This is a genomic window from Prevotella sp. C0209C1 (assembly GCF_056583855.1).
Genome location: NZ_JBWPJP010000037.1, coordinates 1 through 19,346 on the forward strand (window position 1 = coordinate 1; position 19,346 = coordinate 19,346).

A 19,346-nucleotide genomic window follows, 5' to 3' on the forward strand; every position below is an offset into this window, starting at 1 on the left:
CAAGTCTTTTCGATTAGGGGGCTTACTTTTGAAAAAATAAACCCCGAAGTCCAATTTTACTGGGCTTCGGGGAGGATTTTTATGCCCTTTTGAGTTTTACCGGACAGCAATATTTCTGAATATAATAAAGTAGACTGGAAAGAACTAGCCTACCATTTGTCCATTACGAACATTTGGAGCTTTTTCAGCCTACCAAATGTCCATTACGCCAACATTTACTATACAGACACCAATCTTCGCGTCGAACTCTACCTTGGATTTTACCTTTCCCTTGACAATGGGGCGAAGATGCGGCTGATAAATCTGAAGTTTCTTGATTTTGTGAAGGCTGCAGAACTTGTATAGCAGACAGTATATCAGCCTGCTACCGTTCTCCTAAATATTGTAAGCTGTCGGATAGCGAATCTCAGTATCGCTGTATGTGCCATCGGTATTCAAAGTGTCCCCGCAGTCGTTGTCGTCTTCATCGGTCGTCTCTTCTTTGGCATGCTTCTGTCCGCTTTCGCCATCAGCGAGGTCAGTATGTAAAAGAAATCATGGTTAAGCCCCATGCGAATTAGGACAAACTGTTCTGGTACAAAAGCTTGCTTCTCAGTGAGCTTTTCCAGACCGAGCAAATATTGCATGTAAGGATTTTCCTGAATGGCCAAAACCGTATTCTTGACGCTCAACTTTTCCACGTGTTTCATTATTAGGGCATCCACAGCCATACGAACCGCCTTGTTGTTAGAACTGTTACGACTGTTCTTCAAACGCTGTTGTATTCCTTCTCTATCTTGTCCCAAGGAAGCCCGCCACCGAGTTTGACCCACCTATTGGACACACTCAATCCAAGATAGATTCCTAGGAGGCAAACAGACCGTGATTACAATGTTGCAAGTAGCATTGTATGCCATTTCTTAATGCTTTTAACACTCAAGGAAAATCATTTTTCGTCAATTGAACAAATTTGTCATAACATAAGTTTCTAATTATCATTACTTTGAGTTTTATTAGCAGGTCCTATATACTGTGAATAGCTTTGATGCTTATCAGACGCTTGATAAGTGTACCGATAAAAATCTCATACTTCAAATAATTCTTTCTTATGATTTCATCATCAAAATATTTGGTGCATGAATCGAGTAATTCTTCCAGGGTCTTTGGTTCATGTAATTCCTCGAATATGCAGAGCTCTACATCATCAATATCATGTATCTGATATCCCTTAGCTAGAAGCTCTGGCACCACAATACAATAATACTCTCCTTCTAAGTCAAAGTTGACTCGCTCGTAATATTCTATCGAACTCCTACGAAGCTGATTCAGCTTACCGCCCCAATTGTAACTTGATGTTATGATACAGGCTTCCTTGGATATAGTAATTCTATCTCCTCGGGAAGCTTTATCCTGCCAGCTCATACATTCCAAATCGCGGCCATAAACAAATTCCTTGCTCAAATGACAGAACTTCTTGCAAATCTTATTAACATCGTCTGCAAACTTATCCAATTTTTCAGGATGCTGTCGGCCGATTTCTGTTCTAGTAAGTAATTCCATCTCTTTTGAAGCATCGGCTACATGGTGCTGAGTGTTTGAAATCTTATTTCCATGATAGGCATTCAGACAGATCTGATGATATTCTTCGATGCTACAGCTATTTATTTCTGGCGTTGTAATGCAAAACGGCAGATGCTTGCGATGATATAGACGGCAGATGCGATAATAATATTCTGGATAAAGATTACGCAATGTGATAGCCATCTGGAGACAAAGATCTTCATCTCGCTTGAAATTACCAAGCAGATGTATATATTTCACTCGATTGTTGATTTCTAGGAAATCAGCAAGATGTGTATAACCATATGAATTTTCCAAATCTTCAAAGAGCAAGGATACTTTTTTACAAGCTTTATGAGCTAACGCATAAAATAGATGCTGCTCGAAAAATACATTAAATTTATCGGCATCAATTTCCTTTAGATGTTTTTGGTTTCTCTTAATATAAGTATAAGCCTCCTTTGTATAATTCTTAAAGAAAATGACATCATTACCTCCTAATATACCAGCATTTACTGCTAAAAAAGACTTATCTGAATTAAAATCGCTCTTAACGACCTCGGGGATGTACGTAAAATGTCTCTTTAGCTGAACCATGGTATCCAAATAGTATTTGGATGAATATTCCATATTCTGAGCTATCAATTCTGACTGATTGAACTTTTCTGGTAGTTTGTCGAAGAGATATACATCTCCATCTATATGGAGAAATGGATTCTGCTGCTTTGAATAAGTGTAAATCTTCGGCAATGCCCACAAGTGCTGGTCAATTTGATCATATTCATTGAAATCGGTATATACCTTATTGTAGGGCAAGCCCAGTTCATCGATGAGGATACTTTTACCCATATTATCGGTATACAGGTCAACATGGTCATAGATCTTTCTTAGCTGTAGACAACTCAAAGCCCAGCTCATCAAATTGTATTCTGGTCGCAGCCAACCGTATCCATTCTCCAACACTGGTTTTCCCTGAGGGTAAAATGTTTGTATGTAGTTCATTGTATATAGTAATTTTTGATTATCTGCAATAATGGAGTTCCGTCTACTTTCATACACATCAGCAAGAATACCATGACGAGAAATACAATAAGACATAGCGGTATGGCATATCTTATGATAAATCCTTTCTTATCCCGTATGAAATTATTCATCATATTGTTCTATAGTTGATTCTGTATCAAATTATAATAATAACCTTGCTTTTTGATAAGCGAGTTATGATTGCCAATTTCCATGATGTGACCATGATAGAGTACTACAATTTGATCAGCATTCTTAATCGTACTCAAACGGTGTGCGATGACTATAGACGTTCGATTGCGGAGGAATTTTCGCAGCTGATGCTGGATGACATTTTCATTTTCTGCATCAAGGGCACTGGTTGCCTCGTCGAAAAAAATAAATTCTGGCTGTTTGTATATAGCTCTAGCGATAAGTAAGCGTTGCATTTGCCCACCAGACATACCGTTGCCCATACTTCCTCCCATGGTGTATTCCCTCTGCGGCAAGGTATCCACGAAATTCTTAATATTGGCAACTTTCATAGCCTCTTCCAGTCTGTCCTGTTCTATCTTTTTATTCGTGGAGATATTTCTTGCAAAAGTATCGGAGAAGAGATAACCGTCTTGCATCACTACCCCACATTTATCATGCCAGTTGCTAGAAATGATTTCGTTGAGTGGCATACCATTGACGGTAATCAGACCTTCGCTTGGCTGATAAAATTTAAGAAGCAGTTTCATCAGCGTAGTCTTGCCACTGCCTGAAGCTCCTACAATGGCGGTCATTTTGCCTAACGGAATATTCAGATTAATATCGTGAAGCACGAACGGAGACAATGACCCCTCATACTGAAATCCTACATGATGCAACTGGATACCTTCTGATAGCTTATTGGGTAAACTAAGGGTAGTGCCCTCATCCTCTTCCTTTAGATTCTGTACTTCTGCCAAACGGGATATACTGAGCTTGGCATCCTGGAATCCACGGGAGAAATTGATTAACTGAGTGATAGGTGAGTTCATCTGACCGATGATATAGGATACACTCATCATTCCGCCAAAGGTCATATTTCCTTGTATTACAGCCCGAGCTGCAATATAAGTCACGAGCAAATTTTTCACTTGATTGATGCATTCAAATCCCATCAACTGACATTGGTCAAGTTTAAGTGACTTCAGATTATTGAAATAGTTTTTCTTCTGGATTTCCCGCCACTGATTAATCTTATATTTCTCGAAATTATTGACTTTTATATCGCGAATACCATAAATCAGCTCACTGATAGCCTGCTGGTTCATACTGCTATTTTTGAATCGAAAGTAATCTAGCATTTCCCGTTTATGAAAGAAAAACTGTGCCCAGACAATAGATCCCAAGGTAAACAATAGATATACTGTTAGCAAAGTGCCACTGTAATTAAATAGCGCAAAAAAGAATACCATGAAACTAACAATCGAGAAAATAGTAGTCATACTCTGTGATGTCAGAAAATCCTTAATGCGCTGATGATCTTGCACTCGCTGATAGAAATCACCAAGGAATTTAGTATCAAAGAATCTCAACGGGAGCTTCATGATTTTCACGAAGAAATCGGTGATAATGTCTATATTAATCCTTGTACCGGTATAGAGTACTACCCAGTTGCGTATCACTTCTATTAATACCGTCCCCAGATAGATAGATAACTGGGCAAAAAGTATCATGTTTAACACTCCATAATTCTTGTTTGTGATACCTTTATCGATAAGAATCTGGGCAAGATAAGGTAATGTCAGCGACAAAGCACTGACCGATGCTAAGCAAACGCCAATTTTAGCCAGTTCCTTACCGTAAACGGTTACATACTTCTTCAAAAAAAATACTGGTGAACTTGACGTCTTTCCAACTTCCTTAGTATAAAATTCCTCTGTAGGCTGAGGTGCGAACACAATGCCTTTGCCTTCTTGATCGCCCCAAGATAGCATGAATTCATCCTCAGGTACACTGATACGACCAACTTCTGGGTCAGCGATATGGAAGATGTATTTTTGTGAGCGCTTTGCCTTTGTGATTGCATAAAGCACTACGAAATGACAGGCATTCCAGAATAGCACTACTGGATATAGTTCGGCTGTTACCAAGTCTTTTGCGGTGATGCGCAGGCTGACCGACTTCATGCCTATGGTCACTGCAGCTTCAGTCAAACCGACCAAACTCACTCCTTCCCTCGTAAGGTAAGAGCAATCGCGCATATACTGCAATCCATAATCTTTACCGTAATATGAGGAAATCATGGCCAGACAAGCAGGTCCGCAATCCATAGCGTCATGCTGGGCAATAAACGGGAATTTGCGAAAGACTTTATTTAAGACCATAAATTACTATATGGATTATAATGACATTTTGAAGGCTTACTATATGGATCGCTAGGATTTTCTGTAAAGGCTCTACAATCGGAACAATTGTAGCGATATTCGCAATCACAGCATACTTTGATTTTGTCTTTATTCAGGTTCCACCAGAATAAAAAATTCGAATCTTGAAGCACCTCGTCAATACTCTTGCTAAAGACATTACCGTAAGTTGTCTGCATCGAAGGACAATTGTGGTAGTTACCTTGAGCGTCTATAGATAGCTTCTTGTAGAGACATCCATTCTTTTTCTTCATCAAATCGTAGGTCCAGTACCCAGAGAAGTCAAGGGTCTTCATGCATATCGTACCGCAGGAATTTCCACCATCAAAATCAAAGTCCTTGTAGAAGATGGTCCCCACACAAAAAGATGAATATCCTGGATGCTTCTTCATGACTGAATGAAAAGTCTCTTTTTCGCTTCCATAGAGGAAGAGATTATTTAGCAGTGCATTTCTGCTGATGAAATCTTCCAAATAAAGAACATCCAGTTTTGGATTAATCGTTGCATGCACTTCTACATAAATGGCACCAGTATTCTTAAGCCCCTCCAGAATGTGGTCCAGTATAGGAGTATCGAGCAGTGTATTCTGGCGTATCTGTACGATTTTGCAATTTACAGGACTAAGACGTTCTAGTATCTTATCGACAAGTTCTATCGTAGTATTCTTATCGATATCCCAGATAACATCTCTCAATTTATATTCCTCATAGCTGAGTTCATCTGACATCTTTGGGAAAGCAGCTTCGTCTTTTACTAGAGTTGCCATACGATGAGTGACCATGTAATCGACAAATTCGAGGAAGTAATTTTTCGATTCTTGATCATCCAGCTGAGCGAGGGTTTCCTTGAGCTGATGACGATCGGCCATGCGGATAAGCTGCTCATACTGATGACTGATATGGAAGGAAACATCTCCTGCATAGTCAACTATGAGGCTCTGCCGCTTGCCATGCGTAAGACGACACGTCGTATACATGACAAAATAGTAGTTTTCATTCATGTATATCATTTCTTTTCTTCGAAAGGTTTGTAAATCTTGGATATCGGCATATCAATTATATTACAGGAATAGGTATTCGACTGCCTTACAGGATTATAGAATATCTTGTACTTGTCATCTTCATCTGAAGACACTTTGCTGTAATACAGCCTGACAAAAGCTAAAGAATATCCTTGGATATCCTTGCCTGACATTTTTATTTCATGTAGTTTTGCCATTTTTCAAATATAAAGCAACTTCGCGTTCTAAATTATAATTACAAGGTATACTAGTCATGCCGAACTGACCTACAGGATTGATTTCCAAAAAGATATGTTCATCTTCTGTATTAACCATTATATCAGCAGAACCAGTGTTTAGCCCGAGCTGACGGTAGAGCTTGTCCAGTTTTTGCTCTACATCTGCAGGTAATTTATATGGTACCTCCAACTTGGGCGGATGAATGCGAAAATCGACTTCTCCATTGTTATACACCGGACAAATGATGGCCATAGGATAGAATTTTCCATCAAGATAAAACACTCTTACCTCGAATCGCTTCTCGCAGAGTTTGGTGACCAGTGACGGAGCAAAATTATTGCCGATGTTATCGTTGCAGAAAATAGACGTAATCTCTTCGGTATAACCATAATACATTTTATTATCATATACGTTATAAATCGACTCGCTGAGGGCCTTAGTTACCACTCTGCCCTCTTTCTTGCGAAATTCTTCCAGCTGCTTGCCATTCGTGATAATACGAAATTCTGGGGTCTTAAGCCCTAAAGCTCTTGCTTGACGTTGCACTTTCATTCGGTTGAGATCATATTTTGGTCCACCCAGATTAATGGGAATAGAATGATAAAGCTCATCAAATAGATATTCCTGCAGGCTAGAGAGTTCATCCCGAAGATAATCTTTGAATATCTTATTGTAAACCTTTGGCTTTCCCTCACATGCCTTCTCAATTTTCTTCTTAGAATAGAGCTGCTCAAACCGTAAAGCTGTCCTTCTCCACCAACATGCCTTGGCATCTTTTAAATTATAGACTTTACCTGTAAGATTATTGCGGAATAGTATCTCATGTTCATCAGAACCCACATAACTATAACAGCTGTCATCACCATTTATACGGAGCACATCTTCGTTGTAATAATGAAGCCAGTCGATGACCTGATTTGTTGATGCATCGTGATTAATAGAGAAAATTAATATCATTGTTTTATTGATACGTAAAAATTATTTGCCATTTTTGGTTATTACAGTATTATTATTAATATTTCACTCACTCCTATGATAATGGTAAAAAAACAGCCTTCACTTTTTGAGAGATAAGTGCAACCGCATAGGTCGGCTTGACATCTATATTTATTATATAGTAGAATAGGAATTTCATATGCATGTTCTTATATTAGCAACTTAACCTCTCAGCTTTCGGAATCTATTTTATGATTGGATACGTGCTGTTCCTGTAAGATTCTTCCCTTCGTATGTAATGCAACCAACAGAGCATCCAAGAGTTTTGTACTTACATGCTTGGTATCGTGATTTGTCCGTTCTCCTTACCTGTGCTTTGTTTTTTACTCGAGTATCCTACCCTGAAGCAAAGATGAGCAGCAGATGGGAGTTTCGTCTATCAAGTCTTCACAAGTACAATCTTTCATAACCCAAATTTCGCTATGACACACAATTTTGTCAATATAGGAAGTTAGTGTGACCATCCTAAAAGGAGACTTACACTATTCTTCTTAAACTCATATAGCTTATACTCATTCATTTACCGATGCAAGCAAGGAGCATTTCATGGACAAAGAGTTTTACCGTATGTGGCGAACAGCCTCGAAGTTCTCTAAGGAAATTTAAATCCATTGCAGAACATGTTTAAGAGTTTTCTGCTGCTTTTGTCAAGAGTTTGACTAAAAATAGCATGGATTTTAATATTGCCAGCCTCAAGTACTATCACTGTGCTGTTCCTATAAACCGCGACTATCTGTATCAACTGACAATAGCTTGTGGGACTGTGAAGCTTGTGTTCCTCACATGATAGCATTATGCCCTACTCTCGTACTATAGTAGTCACAATCTCCTTGTAGATGTTTATACCGTAACCTTGCTGTATAGCTAGCTTTAATTAGATGTTTGCCATATCTTTTTTAAGTATTTATGAAGGTCTTATTATTGAAGTTAACAACAAGACTATCGATATTCCATATTTTATATACACTGAGACATTTTTTGATATGTCTGTTTCTAGGTTAAATATGCGGCAGAGATATCTGCCGCATATTAACTATATTTAGAAGCCAGTATCGTGAGCTGAACCGCCCTTATCTGAATCCCATCCGCACTTAGTAGAAGAAGAACTTGAAGATCCATCTGATCCTGTTGAAGTAGTGGATACACTACCAGCCTTGACCTGACGCATTTCTTCAACGTTCATTTTGTCATTCAAATTAAATTTGTTAAGTTTCATAATTGTTATTAAATTAATTACGGCAAGTTTTGAAAACATTGATGGTCTCGCCATTAGCCATCGTTACTATACTTTCCGGAAATCTAGTGTTGCTATTTTATTTGTTATCTCGATTGCCAAGTACATCTTTTGTCTGTCGGTTTACTTCATGTACACCCGTTTTGCCAAAGTTCCAAGTTACCGTAAGATTGATATTGCGGGCATGTATTTTAGCTTTCGATTTAAACTTATATTCATCAAAGTATCGGGTCGATTTCGAAATATTCTGATCAAAAATATCATTGGCGTGCAATGAGAACGCAAGATGGTCATTCAACATACTATAGCGTATGCCGGCCGTAAAGTTGCCCATGCCGTGAGTGAACACTAGGTTGTCGCAGGATGGTAGCAATTGATAGTACGACATCTCCGCCATCAATGTATGTGCTTTGTTAAGCATCAGTCCTGTATAGACGTTGAATGAACCGCCGAAACCTTTTTTGTTGGGGATATTTAGTTCAGCCATTGTACATTTTGTAGAACTATAGAACGCACTTCCCTGCATATAGACATTTACCCATTGGAAAGGCATCCAATTGTAACTTACGGTGAAACCACCTTTCAATACCTTGTTGCTGTTGAGAGACATATCGGATCTTACGCCATCGGCATTTACGATAGGCACATAGTCAAAGCAGTCGGAAATGTGGTTGCCCCAAGCTATGATATTCAAATTGCCTTTCAAGGTATAGCCAATTTCCATATTGTCGGAAACTTCCGGTTTCAGATTAGGATTGCCAGCCGAATAATAATTCACGTCGTAGAAGCGCACCATTGGATTGAGATCCTCAAAATAAGGACGCTGTATTCTATGACTGTAGTTTAGCGTGAACTGATGATTGTCGCTAGGAGACCACATGACAAAGGCTGTAGGAAACAACTTTCCATAATTCTGTTCCATCTTCGTACTAGTATTACCTGTTTCACCCTTTAGATTGGTGTACTCGTAGCGTAATCCGCCTTTCAACACCCAATGAGGGCTCACACTCCAAGTAGCCGAGACGTAAGCTGATGCCACATTTTCCTTATATTTGAAATCGTCGGTCGTCTCATCGATGATTGTATATCTGTCACCAATATAGTTTAGGCGGCTGTCATTATTCACTAACTGGTCATTCAGGCCAAACTCCAGCTTACCTTTACGGAAGGGCATTTCCATATTCAATAGAATGGAATTGGCACGGAATTGATATAGGCCTCGATTCTGAAATGTCATATTGCTATCATTGACAAGAGATGTATTATCATCATGAATCGTCTGATTGCGATAGTGACTATTGTAAGTTATATTAATTTTTTTCCCGAGAGAGTCCAACTTGAAATCTCCATAAACAGTTAAGGTGAAATTCTTCTTCAGAGGTTTGTTGACAGAACTCGTCTCTATTGAGGTGCTCTTTAATTCAGCAATGTTATTGAGAGTAGACTGCCACATTTTATTATGAACCTTGCTTACCCCTGCATTGAGTATTACTCCCAATTCAACATTATCAGAAGGCAGATATTTGATGATAGTATTGGCTGAAACCTGTTTCACTTTCATCTCCAAATTCTGGTTGCGCTGAATCTCATGATCGGAATAAATGTAACTTTCCTGTAACTCATTGGTCCCGCTCATATATTCAGGAAGCACTCCTATGCGGAATTGCCATTTCTTGTAATTCAGGTTGATATTTCCAGAAAGGCTTTCCATCCATCGGTTACTCCGGATAAGATCATTGCTCAATGTACCTTGAAGACCTTTAGTAGGGTCTTTCTTAGAAATAATGTTTATCATGCCGTAATTGCCATTGGCACTGTATCTAGCAGAAGGGATAGCAATAACCTCTATCTTTTCAATTTCTGAAGAACGAAGGTTTTTTATCAAGGTGGCTGATTCTTCTGTACTGATGAGTTTTCCATCACACATCACCTTGACTCCGTTTCTTCCAATCATATGCAGGGTACCAGAAGACTCATCTACCGTAATTCTAGGAGTTTTTTTCAAGACTTCCATTGCGCTCTTATTCTGGGCAAACTCATCCTGCGATACATTATAGATTATCTTATCTACTTCTTTTTTTATTACTCTTCGGGTACCTTTCACAGTAACCTCATTAAGACTAAATTCATTCTTAATCTGAAGGACACCTAAGTTAACATCCTTGTCAGCAACAAATACAGTGTCAATAGCAATGGTACCCAAAGAGGCAATCTGAAGGCGATACAAACCATTCAAATCTTTGATGCAAAATGTACCATCTGGCTGAGTATAATCCCTCTTAACAATATCGCTATCTTGCCATAAGATAAGTTCCATCGCATCTTGTGCTTCTCCAGAAGAGCCTACTACCTTACCTGTAACAGTATTTTGTGCAAGAACTGAAGAAGGTACCAACATTAATAAAGCAAAAGAATATATATATTTAAGTCTCATAATAAATAATCTAGAAAGTTAGATGGGTAAGAAAGCAAAAATACTCAATATGTTCAAGGTATTAACATGGAGGCTATTTTGATGTCTGACAACACCCTGTCGATGGTAAAGATATAGCTTGCACTGACTCGCAGTCTTATCCATTTTGGTCTCAATATTCTTCAAGGAGTTTCTGCAATGTTCAAGTGAGGGGAATATAGGGTGGGGAAGAAGGTAAAGAGAACGGTATGGCAACACATGCAGCAACAATGCTTTTTGCCTACGCAAAATCCCCCTCTTGAGTTCAAGTGTTATACGTCGGTTTACTCCAATACTCTTGGTTTTCCCGTAATTGATAGTAGAACGAGAATTCCATATACTCATACTTGTTTTGTATAAATTAGATTTGTTCACCTATTTTATTATTAGTTATATTAATTTTGATTATTGTACTCATGGAGGGCAGTCATTTGTTAAAAACTGTCAGGCTAATATGAATCCAATTTAAGAAAAAACTTCCTTCACTAGATATTAACCTCATTAATTTTGCAATAATACAAAATTTTTCTTATATATTTTTATTTTTTATAACTATTTTTATTTAATTTACTTTTATTAAATTCAAAAAAAGCGAATGGTGGGCACCATCATACAATAGACAATATTGAATATCAGCTACTTATGGATTGTTGCTATACTATAATCCTGCAAAATTGTATCATAACAAAGTCTCACACCTGTCGATTGAATGTAACCGTCTGATTTATAGAAGAATTATATTTTTTGTATTACTTCCTATGTAGCATCTATCACCCTTTAGCAGAGAGTCTAAGATTCAGTCCATCCAAGTTTCTCTGCGCAATGTAAATCTTCTTCTGTGCTATGCGTCTCTCGACTATACTGACCTTGATTTCGCCGAATAGAATCTTTGGCTTTTAAAAACTCTTTTCAAGGCTTATCAACTTTGAGATATATCCTCTATTTCTGCATATCCCAGTCTATATAGGAAGTCATAGTAGTTACTACCTTTGTATTTATACTGCACATAATCTTTATAGGCTTTGACGCTCTCTTCCCACGAGCAGAAGGCATAGTAGCTGCCATCGCTGGGGCGGCAAAGCCCGAAGAGGCTGTTGTTTTCAAGGCACATACGGTAAGTGAAATAGCCTGTTTCGAACATGGCTTGCGCTGCCACTATTTGTGGAAATTTCACATCATACTGTCGGAGAACGACCATCAGGTTTTCGAGGTTCAATTCTTTGTTGGGCTTTGTCCCGAATCTGACGTATGCCATCTTGTCCTGTAGCTGCGTGATATAGCCATTGATATAGTTAATAAGAATATGTGGATCGATGCTCTTCCCAGCTTTCCTAATTCGGATATGAAGATGGGGCCGGTACTTTTGCCCGTGTTCCCAGAAATTCCAACGATGGTTCCTGCCGACACCACATCGCCCTCCCTTACGGTGATTTGATCAAGGTGTCCGTACAGACACTCAAAGGTACCATGACCAGCACGATAGAATTACCGTAACCTTTATTTCCATAGTGAACTTCCTTGATGATGCTGGGCAGCATCGCATAGACCCGTGCATGGTTGCATTCGAGGTCGATACCGTTATGGAAAGCAGTGCATCGCTTTACTGGGTCTTTCCGGCTCAGTAGAAAATCAGTGGGGATAGGCGTATAGTTTTGCAATTCTGAATAGGAAAAACTTCTTGTCTGCTACTCCTCTTAGATTAGCTCGGAAAAGTTTGATTTTGGTATTGAACGATTCTGCCATGGCATTCGAAGACCTGTTATTATAGAAGTTCAATATTTCATCATAATGTTCGTAGTATGTGGCAGCAATGACATTGAATGAATGAAAGCCTGCCTCTTCAACTTTATTGTACCACCTTGCCATGGAAAGTCTTGCTGCATCCTTGATGGTGTTCTTGGCAAAAATCATGCACAGTGAATGGCACAGTCCGTATGCCTTTTGGATGTCCGGATATTGTTCAAAAAGAATTTTAGCATGCAGTTTCTGACGCTTTGTTCATTTGTCAGCGGACTTGAAGAGCAGATATCTTGACCTGGCGAGAAACTCTTTTCTTGTATCTTCATTAGTGTATCGGTATGGGCTGTATGGTTTATCGCAGAGCTTTGCCTCTTCCATTTCGTCGTTTGCCTGCTGTATTGCATCCCAGCGATACTTGATACGTAATTTCTGTACGGCATCGCATGCTAACTTTTGTACATGGAACCTATCGATTACACGCTTGGCGTTGGGAAACAACCTTCTGGCTATTTTGCGCATGGAGTTGGACAGGTCCAGGGTGATTTCCTCAACAGAGGAGCGTTTCTCCTCATCAATCCTATCCAGTACTGCTATGACTTCCTCTGACTTTGTCCCTGCAACTACTGCCTCGATACTTCTTTCCCGTGTCCTTGCTGCACGGTTGGTCACGAAAGTGTACAGCTCGCCGTTAGATAGGGAAGTTTCATCAATAGCCAGAGAGGGGCCGATGTTGTCAGGAAATAGCAGCCACTCATCGGTATGTTCTGCCTGGTCCCATTGACGGAAATCGCTTAGAACCTCCTTATATTGTTTCTCAAATGTATGTCCGTCAATATGATAGAAATCCTCAAGCGTAAGGCAGGTCACGGGAGATGTCTCCATACGTTTCTTTTAAAAAAGCTCCACATTCCTTGGAGTAACGGGTGCCCTGAGCTACCATGTCTAAAGCGATGGGAGGCGTAAAACTCTTGCCCGTGAGCAAGTCCGTTCATCGTCTTCGACGAACTTTCAATATAACCTTATGGTCTCGGATCGGAAAGTCGGTTATATTTACTGCTTCCATGAATCCTTTGGACTCGAAGTTGGCATCATCCGCCAAAGTCTTGTCCATACGTTCGTCAAGACTAATATGAAACTCTGATCCGACCTTACGGACAGAAACAAGAGTAAAAAACTCTAATATTTTACTGGGCAATACAAGAGTTGCCAAGGTACGTAACATATTTTATTCCATGATGCGAAGGTCGGAATTATTAAGATAAATAGCAAATTATTCCCCAGAAAAATTCTACAGAGCCTTTTATAGCTTATCATAAAGAATTTCTGCCTTTCTATGTTTCAGCCCTTAAAGATGTTATCCAAGAGCTCTTCCATTGTTCCGTTTTTCGCGGCAGGCAAGGAATCCGCCATACGCAGATGATGTTCCTCTGTGGCAATGTGTATGGTGTCGTCAAAGCCAAGGATGTAGCGCAGAGCAATACGATAAATACACTCCGTGGGTGCCAGCCCATACACCTGATGGTTGAAGATATGACGCAGACGTGTCTCTGAATCAGGAAAGGCTTTGCGTAGTCCTTCGCTATTATAAAGACGTTTCACTATCTCCGTGATGTACTGTCCCGACTTCATATAGAGGTCGGCAAAAGTCTTGCTGGGATCGTCAAAACACCCTGGATTCTCTTGTTCCAACAAGTCAACCATTTTCTTTACTACTGATTTCGGTGTAAATATCTGATTGGTTTTCTGCGGGGGAATGTAATTGAAAATGTCTTCCTCTATCTCCGGGTCAAAATAGTTGGCCAACCGCTTACGCAATGTCATGAACTCACGCACAGAATCATTGAACACCACCTCGTCGAAAAAATGGCCTGGGCTGTGTTCTGCTTTGCCTGTCTCTTCGTTAGTATAGTCTCCACCATCACGCAACAAATGGAACTGCTCCTTGGTGATACTGGTCACTTCCAGGAACACTTCGTCAGGCACATGGCTGTCGAAGTTCTGCAAGGTCGTTTCCTCGTTGCCATAGCCCATCAGGAACGAGGGAATGGTGCGTGAGAAGCCACGAAGATGATCGCGAATCAGCTCGTCCGTATTAACTTTCTTTTTGTCAATACGCTGTTGTTCATAAGTGTCGGCAATAATTTCAGAACCTTTATCCAACAAGTCTTTCGCCTTATCTTGGATGGTGTTGGCCAAATTATCATCAATGGCTTTTTTATCAGCTTCTGCCTTATTTTTGATGTCTTTTTGCTGTTGGGTCGTCTTACCTTGATAATCCAATTCACACTGGCGGTCTATCTTTTTCTTGTCGATGGATGCCTGATGGCAATGGGTGCCTATTTGCTCATTAACTGCTTTCTTGATGCGGACGGATGCCATGCCTTGATTGCGTTTCGTCAGTTTGTCCTCCTGTCCTTCTTCCGCTCCCTTATCGGCAGCAGAGAGTAATACGGATGTAAGATGACTGCTCACATTGTCTATCATTTGTTCTTCGGCGCTCTTACCTTGACGCTCTTTGGCCTGACTGTATCTTTGTATGCTCTCTGCTATGAAGCCATCAAGATTATCTTTAGGCTCTCCATATATTTTATCACCGAACAGATTCTCTTTCACCACTGCAACTTTTGCAGGATCGGGTTGCGCATTGCCCTCCTCGTCCATATCGTGCGAAAGCTCCTCCACCTCGTTGGCGTCTACCTCGCTGTTCCTAGGTGTCTTTACTGGGGTGAATTGATTGATGATGTTGATAATACCAGAAGAACAACTGTAAATGCTGGAGATATTGGCAAAGAGGAAATTGCTCATAAAGCCACTACGCACCACTTCCTTGGAGCGTATCTTCCTCGGAATAAGCATCACTTGTTCGGCATCGAGCGGTATCATTTCGCCGTCTTCGTCTTCGCCAATAACAGGAAAGAAATTAAGAAGCTCCCTTATATGTTGTTTGCGAGTGTCGCTATCGCCACCTCCTGAAGCCGTATCTGCTGAAAGTCCATTCGCCATTTCCTCATAATTGGTCAGGGTTCTTGCTGGGTCGAAATCGAAGACATAAGCGTTCTCTTTACGATGATACACCCCATTGGTATCTACATATAAATAAGGTGTCTGTGCACGGAAAGCAGCCTGCATGTATTGGGCAGGACTTTTCATATTGCTCAATATCAATACCGCTGTCCATTCTGGGATGGTTACGCCCGTTGTGAGCTGCCCCACCGAAAGGGTAATAGTTCCCTGTGGATGCTCAGCGATGGCTTTGCGCACACGGTTGAGCGAATTCTCGTCCTCTATCACTTCGTCGTTGTCGGTCTTTCCGTCTCCAGCTGCAACGATAATCTCGATGTCGGCAAATTCTGGGTGACGCTGGGTGTCTCTTAGTTTCTCTGCCAGTTTCTTAGCAGAGTCCACTCGGTTGAGCAACCAGAAAGTATGGCGCAATTCTTGTCGCAATTCTGGAGTGGAGAAAGGATAACGCTGTTGACGGCTCAATGCATCAATCCACTTATCTACTGCTTCTTCGTGAACAAAGTGCCCACGTTCAACTCTGAAAAACTCGTTCAGGTCAAAAGCATACACCTCGGTTTCGCCATCTATTTCCACACCCTCACGTACCTTTTCCGTCACAATATCGCTCATGCGATAGGTGTACATATTGAGTCGTGGCATTTCGGCATAGGGGTTGGTGCCCCGGCTTTCGTCCCAAGATGCCTTTGCCTTGCACTCGTCAGCGTACGTCCAGTTGAAAATGGCGTCCTGTGGAAACTTCTCGTTGGCCAATGCCTTGAATGGTGTACCGCTGAGGTGAAGGGTATGCTTGCGCCTGATTTGGTCGAAAGCAACATCTGTTTTATAGGTATCTACCCCTTCATGGGCTTCGTCGATGACCAGTAAGTCCCAGTTGAGTTGTGCTACTTCTCCCAGCTTGTCGTGGCTTCCGCCGAAATAGATAGAGCCTTTCAGGTCTTGCAGACTTACGAACTCTATACAGTTCTTCACCCTGTCTGGCTGCGTGATATATTCCAAATATTGCTGGCGCGTGAGACAAGGCGCATCCTTACGTTCAAGGAGGGCAGACACACGGCTGACGAAAAGATAGTGTTCGTCCCCCACGAACTTCAAGTAGTCGGAATACCACGAATCGGCAATGGCAGGGCGGTTGGTAACAACGAGCACATTCTTGAACTTCATGCGCAGGCACAGGTCATAGACTGCCAGCGTCTTGCCAAACCGAGGCTTAGCATTCCAAAGGTATTCGGTCTGAGGGCGGTTGGTAAAGCTGTCCACCGTCTTACGCACCGCTTCCCCTTGGCTGTCGTCTCGTAACTGATACTGCTGAGTGGGCTTGCCTTTTACCACACCATGGTTAGCGCGGAAGTCATAAAAGCGATGGCGCGACTCCTCAGTGCCTATCTTGAACCATTCCGTTTGGGGCTTCTGTTCATATCCCAGCTTGTTCAAATAGGCATGGAAAGCCTTGTCAATAAAACTCTGATTAGAGCCTTCATACACCGCATTACCATACCATTCTAATACCCAGGCAATATTCGCCGTGTGACATTGCTGCTTAATACGGACTTCCACATCTTTTAGTTCCGTATAGCCTATTTTTACCCAGCCATTATGGCGGGCTATCTCTGGCGTGGTGTAGGCATAAATCTGTGGCAGAGCCACGCGGGTGGTTTGTATATTCGGTGTTTTCATTAGACCATCTCCTTTACATGAGTTTCTATAAAGTTGCGCTCCTCAATGGTCAGCCCGTATTTGTTATAAAGCTGCAAGTCTATTTCATGCACGCTCTTCGTCCAATCGATGTCGGAGGAAGAAGTAAAGTCTTGCAGAGGGACGTACTTCCATTTTTCTGGTGGATTATCTTGTGTTATCTTTAATATACCTAACATAGTTCGGGCAAACTTACTTGTAATATATTTATATGCAGCTTGAGCTTCGGCTTCTTTTTCAAATGCGCCAATTCCAAGAAAAGTTTGTGTATAGCCGATTAACGGTTCGCCGATTAACGGTTCGCCGATTAACGGTGTAGATAATACTTCGCCCAATGCTCCAGATCCATTTGATTTTGGTACAAGAACTTTCCAAAACTTTAAATTTGTTTTACGTAAGTCCAAATACTTAATGTCTATATACCTGCGAACCCGTTTGTTGTTTATGACTCCTATAATTGCTACGCAATTGTCATTATTCTTTATATCTTTGAATAAACCTAATTGATAAAGAATGGAAGCCGTTAATCTTTTTTCTTTTCCATTACTTCCTATTATATCTTTATATTGTGGATAGTCCTTATAGAGTACGTCTAATTTGAATTTGTTTTGCATATAGAATAAATCACACAGCGAGTGTTCTTTTACGGCAGGTGCAACTTTATGGTATATGGAGTTTAGTTCTGGATAATGCGTAAAGACATCAATAGACCCAAACTCTTTTGTTTTATCATGGTAAGTAATGGCAATTCCACCTGTTATATCTGTATTTGGAAAAATTTTGCCACTCACTTGGTAATAATCAAAGACTTTAAGGTGCTTGTCCTTGAGCATCTTGTTATTCCATTTTGCAGGTGTTTTGCCTGCGTTGAAAAGAAATCGTGCAGGAGTAATGAGTAGAACTTTAGGCGAAACTTGATATGCACTATCCATGAAGTAATTATACATAGGCTTATCTGATGTACCTTCTGTATCTTCATTAAATGGTGGATTTCCAATAACGAAATCGAATTTCATAGGCCATTTAGTTTTATTATGAGTTTTATAGTTCTTGGTAATAAAGTCGAGATAAGTGCTGTCGAAGTGGTCGGGCATATCGCAGCTGGATGGCAGCCAGCGTCGCAGCAGGCAACGCAAACCATTATGAAGCAAAATGTCGTTCTTGTCGCAACCAAGGCAGGGGGTTACGGTGGTGGTCTGTCCTACGAAGAAGTCGCTGACTACTTGTCTGTTATCATGACAAGAACAGGGGACAACAGCTTTCAGCCCATCCATTTGCCAAACATTCCACGACACTATCTCTGCCGCCTTGAGCAGCGTTGAGCTATCCGCCCTTGTGCCAAACCGTTGCTCGTGATACTCGTTAAAGGTGGCAAGCAAGGCTTCGCGCGCCAGCAGCAGGTTGTCTCCCTGCCACTCATAGCCATACACGCTGCCCAAAGCCAAAAGTGCCCAATGCGTCCACTCGTCGTCTGAGCAGTTGTCATTCACCTTGCGCAGCTTCCTATCGAGCGCGCCAAACCGTTCTGCCATAGGGATAAGTTCGCCCGAGACAGTATCATAACGAGAGGAGAGGAACGGAGCTTCTCCACAGGTTATCTCCAATACGGTGGCAAGCACATAGCCCTGCCATGCATCTTTCTTCTTTTCCTCATAAAAGGCTGTCCATTCCTTGTTCATTACATCAGTCATCTTTCTCACAATCCATGCCGGTGTAAACACCTCTGCCATCTGCCGTGAGCGGCGCAGCTGTTCATCGCGGCTCTTTAGGGCACGTGGCATGATGACATTGCCATGCTTTCCCGTTATGGTCTCCACGGTTATGCTGTCATGCCATTCATATCCTTGACCGTAGTAGGCATAGCAGTCCGTTGCCCAAAAGATATTATTTCGGGTGGTATGGTCGATGAGGAGTACTTCAAGCAGTCCCGGTTCATCTTGCAGCAATTTATTTGGGTCAGTCCTAAAACCCAGTTGCAAGCCCTCTCCTCTCAGGCACATAATTTCATAAGTCTATATAAAAAGAAAGGA

General features: G+C 41.0%; 10 protein-coding genes and 3 pseudogenes. All 13 read right to left on the reverse strand.

The window, feature by feature from the left end; genetic code table 11:
• Positions 1 to 434: 434 nt before the first annotated feature.
• A complete protein-coding gene (locus tag AC1DCD_RS09125; protein WP_464641070.1) occupies positions 435 to 752 on the reverse strand; it encodes a transposase in 318 nt (105 codons plus the stop codon).
• A gap of 250 nt (positions 753 to 1,002) precedes the next feature.
• Entirely contained in the window at positions 1,003 to 2,637 is a 1,635-nt protein-coding gene (locus AC1DCD_RS09130) for a DUF6734 family protein (protein WP_464641072.1), read from the reverse strand.
• Between the two features lie 65 nt (positions 2,638 to 2,702).
• Positions 2,703 to 4,898, reverse strand: a complete 2,196-nt coding sequence (locus AC1DCD_RS09135; protein WP_464641074.1) for a peptidase domain-containing ABC transporter — start codon at positions 4,896 to 4,898, stop codon at positions 2,703 to 2,705.
• Positions 4,889 to 5,938 carry a grasp-with-spasm system SPASM domain peptide maturase gene (gwsS, locus tag AC1DCD_RS09140; RefSeq protein WP_162149458.1) on the reverse strand — a complete coding sequence of 350 codons (1,050 nt, stop codon included), beginning with the start codon at positions 5,936 to 5,938 and terminating at the stop codon, positions 4,889 to 4,891. Before gwsS ends, AC1DCD_RS09135 begins: the two co-directional genes overlap by 10 nt.
• Positions 5,939 to 5,943: 5 nt before the next feature.
• On the reverse strand, positions 5,944 to 6,156 hold the full coding sequence (locus AC1DCD_RS09145) for a hypothetical protein (protein WP_019036738.1): 213 nt from the start codon (positions 6,154 to 6,156) through the stop codon (positions 5,944 to 5,946).
• Positions 6,140 to 7,135 (reverse strand): grasp-with-spasm system ATP-grasp peptide maturase, encoded by a 996-nt coding sequence (gene gwsG / locus AC1DCD_RS09150; RefSeq protein WP_036855682.1) that lies wholly within the window; start codon positions 7,133 to 7,135, stop codon positions 6,140 to 6,142. Before gwsG ends, AC1DCD_RS09145 begins: the two co-directional genes overlap by 17 nt.
• Before the next feature lie 1,078 nt (positions 7,136 to 8,213).
• A complete protein-coding gene (locus AC1DCD_RS09155) occupies positions 8,214 to 8,342 on the reverse strand; it encodes a hypothetical protein (protein WP_308533048.1) in 129 nt (42 codons plus the stop codon).
• Between the two features lie 145 nt (positions 8,343 to 8,487).
• Positions 8,488 to 10,842 (reverse strand): TonB-dependent receptor domain-containing protein, encoded by a 2,355-nt coding sequence (locus tag AC1DCD_RS09160; RefSeq protein ID WP_019036169.1) that lies wholly within the window; start codon positions 10,840 to 10,842, stop codon positions 8,488 to 8,490.
• Between the two features lie 914 nt (positions 10,843 to 11,756).
• Positions 11,757 to 12,500, reverse strand: a pseudogene (locus AC1DCD_RS09165) (peptidoglycan DD-metalloendopeptidase family protein); the annotation flags it as partial.
• A pseudogene (locus AC1DCD_RS09170) lies at positions 12,490 to 13,482 on the reverse strand (ISAon1 family transposase). The pseudogenes AC1DCD_RS09170 and AC1DCD_RS09165, both read right to left, overlap by 11 nt.
• Positions 13,448 to 13,822 (reverse strand): annotated as a pseudogene (locus AC1DCD_RS09175) (ISAon1 family transposase N-terminal region protein). Before AC1DCD_RS09175 ends, AC1DCD_RS09170 begins: the two co-directional pseudogenes overlap by 35 nt.
• 116 nt (positions 13,823 to 13,938) lie before the next feature.
• Positions 13,939 to 17,298 (reverse strand): DEAD/DEAH box helicase family protein, encoded by a 3,360-nt coding sequence (locus AC1DCD_RS09180; protein WP_353585682.1) that lies wholly within the window; start codon positions 17,296 to 17,298, stop codon positions 13,939 to 13,941.
• Complete coding sequence (locus AC1DCD_RS09185; protein ID WP_464641078.1) at positions 17,298 to 19,316, reverse strand: Eco57I restriction-modification methylase domain-containing protein; 2,019 nt, start codon at positions 19,314 to 19,316, stop codon at positions 17,298 to 17,300. The genes AC1DCD_RS09180 and AC1DCD_RS09185 overlap by 1 nt, the downstream gene beginning before the upstream one ends.
• Positions 19,317 to 19,346: the final 30 nt, after the last annotated feature.

Excerpts from the sequence above, each read along its gene's own strand:
- AC1DCD_RS09130 (WP_464641072.1), bottom strand. The coding sequence starts at position 2,637 with ATGTCTTATTGTATTTCTCGTCATGGTATTCTTGCTGATGTGTATGAA.
- AC1DCD_RS09135 (WP_464641074.1), bottom strand. The coding sequence starts at position 4,898 with ATGGTCTTAAATAAAGTCTTTCGCAAATTCCCGTTTATTGCCCAGCAT.
- gwsS (WP_162149458.1), bottom strand. The coding sequence starts at position 5,938 with ATGAATGAAAACTACTATTTTGTCATGTATACGACGTGTCGTCTTACG.
- AC1DCD_RS09145 (WP_019036738.1), bottom strand. The coding sequence starts at position 6,156 with ATGGCAAAACTACATGAAATAAAAATGTCAGGCAAGGATATCCAAGGA.
- gwsG (WP_036855682.1), bottom strand. The coding sequence starts at position 7,135 with ATGATATTAATTTTCTCTATTAATCACGATGCATCAACAAATCAGGTC.
- AC1DCD_RS09155 (WP_308533048.1), bottom strand. The coding sequence starts at position 8,342 with ATGCGTCAGGTCAAGGCTGGTAGTGTATCCACTACTTCAACAGGATCA.
- AC1DCD_RS09160 (WP_019036169.1), bottom strand. The coding sequence starts at position 10,842 with ATGAGACTTAAATATATATATTCTTTTGCTTTATTAATGTTGGTACCT.
- AC1DCD_RS09180 (WP_353585682.1), bottom strand. The coding sequence starts at position 17,298 with ATGAAAACACCGAATATACAAACCACCCGCGTGGCTCTGCCACAGATT.
- AC1DCD_RS09185 (WP_464641078.1), bottom strand. The coding sequence starts at position 19,316 with ATGTGCCTGAGAGGAGAGGGCTTGCAACTGGGTTTTAGGACTGACCCA.